This window comes from Vibrio sp. D173a (genome assembly GCF_030248475.1).
In genome coordinates this window covers 1-2,033 of sequence record NZ_JAHGAH010000420.1, presented here as the reverse complement: position 1 = coordinate 2,033, position 2,033 = coordinate 1, and the positions used below count along the sequence as shown (strand labels likewise).

The following is a 2,033-nucleotide window of genomic DNA, read 5'->3' as shown; positions in this document are numbered from 1 at the left end:
TTCAAAACATCAACGCTATCATCCAGAGGTGACACGATATCCATATTTGCCACCTTACTTGTTTGTTCCGCTCTCCATTTATCCCGGCCAGATAAATCAATTTCATCTTTTAGCAAAATCGTATTTTCATTGCCAACATCAATACCATTCCGAGTTAATGATTCAATAGGCACGATTTCTTGATTATCCAGTTGCTTCACTTTCTTTACTAGCACCTTCAGTGTTGGTAAATGAGGCTGTGTTGAAACCCACTGCTGCCATCCAAAAAGCGATTGTTCGTAAAAGCGCACAAACATCCCTCTTTAATACCGACAATCACTTGGCTGTCTTTTACCAATTCCAACTTATCTTCAATATTCACAAAATAAACTCCGAGAATAAGGCGCCAACCATAAGGATGGCGCCAAAAATATTAAAATTTAAACGTTAAACGTAAAACACTAAGGTCTTCGTGACCAGCAGGTCGTGTAGCCGTAGCACGGTACTGCTGCTCTTTGCTCTGCCTTTATCTTGGACGGGCCGAGGCCATGGCTGACAAAGTTGCAGTAAGACAATGTGCTTCCCGTCCACGTCGTCGTCCAGTACGATTGGTACCGCGGCCAACCAAAACCATCGGGAGAAGCACTAAATTTGACATTAAGTGCACTAAACTCAAAAGAGCTTGGTATCGCCCAGTCTGTTCTTCCAAAAAACTCTAATTCATTTAGCTTTTGGCACCAACGGTCGTGCTGCCCGCCAACACCAGCGCCTTCAGCAGGGGGGTAAGGGACACCAAGACCATCTATAGCAAATAACGCAAACTCACCGGCAGGCCCAACAGTTCCAGTCTCGCGATAGACAGAATGATAAGTATCACCAGTGTTGTTGGTGCTAGAGTCTTGGGTATACCCAAGAGACTTCAGCAGTGCAAGGCTTGGCGTGCCGGTAAACCAGTTTCCATAATAATCAGTAGCAATTTTCAAACACTCGCCTGTAGCATTGGTTGGGTGGGCGTCGTCTATACCAATACCACACGCTAGCGGGTCTGATAGCGGGTCTGTCGGCGGATCTGTCGGATCTGACGGATTTGGTGAAACAAACGTTATCTCGTCGCTATCTGAAATTTGAGTTCCCGTAGATTGGGGGGTATAACTTCCGGTGACAAAAACAGTTTTAGAGTTATCAGTTGTCGAACTATCATCCCAAACAAATACTCCCCTCTGCTTACCCTGAGCATTCGTAACTGTAGCGCCCTTAATCCTGACAGATTCGTCCTCAGACGTCGTAAAGGTTACCGGGCGCCCCACCACCGGATTGTTATTGGTGTCCATCATTGTCGCCTCAACGATATTACCACCTGGATCATCATATCTTGCATCAGTTTTGATGACCTCAAGCTCTAAAGTAGCAGTAGCTTCATCCCCAATAAACTTCACATTTTGCGTCAACACCGTTTCGCCGTCGTACATGATATTGACCGGAACCTGTCCTGCTTCCCAAGTTTTTAAGGCAAAACTGGTTACCCCTTCGTTGTTTGTATGGCCAGTTGTTTCGTCAAAGGTCACATTAGACCTGCTGGGGGTTGACGCCTCAATCAACTTACCTTCTAAAGGCCTATCGTCCCAAGTCAGCTTCACCGTTACGACTGCCTGGTCGGCATTATCCGCTACCGCCTCAAGCTGAGAATCGGCGTCCACCACAACAAGGCCCGCTTCATTCATGCAAGACACATAGTAACCAAGAGGGCTGGTTGCCTGTACTGGTAACCCGCTCCTCAAATCAATCAGCTCACCAATACCACCAGTCTTCGCCCAATAAGCCAGATCCACCGGCCAACCGTCGTAAACATCCGGACCGCCGTTGTAGGTGGCAAACGCCTTTAGTTCATCAGAAGTCGGCAAGCGTCCCTTACTTTGACAGGAGTCTTCAGCGGCAGCGAGGGTAAACGTCGCCACGTTAAACCCATTATCATCAAAATTAGAACTCGTAGAAGTGACTCCTTCTGAATCTGCTTCTGAGCTCGTCAATGGACCCAAAAACAATTTAAGCCCCAT

Annotated in this window: 1 protein-coding gene and 1 pseudogene; both read right to left on the bottom strand. The window is 47.0% G+C overall.

Features of this window, described 5'->3' with window-relative positions; translation table 11 throughout:
* Positions 1 to 290, bottom strand: a pseudogene (locus tag KIV40_RS26395) (hypothetical protein); the annotation flags it as partial.
* A gap of 150 nt (positions 291 to 440) precedes the next feature.
* The coding region (locus KIV40_RS26390) for an Ig-like domain-containing protein (RefSeq protein WP_375164887.1) at positions 441 to 2,033 on the bottom strand (1,593 nt) is incomplete at its 5' end.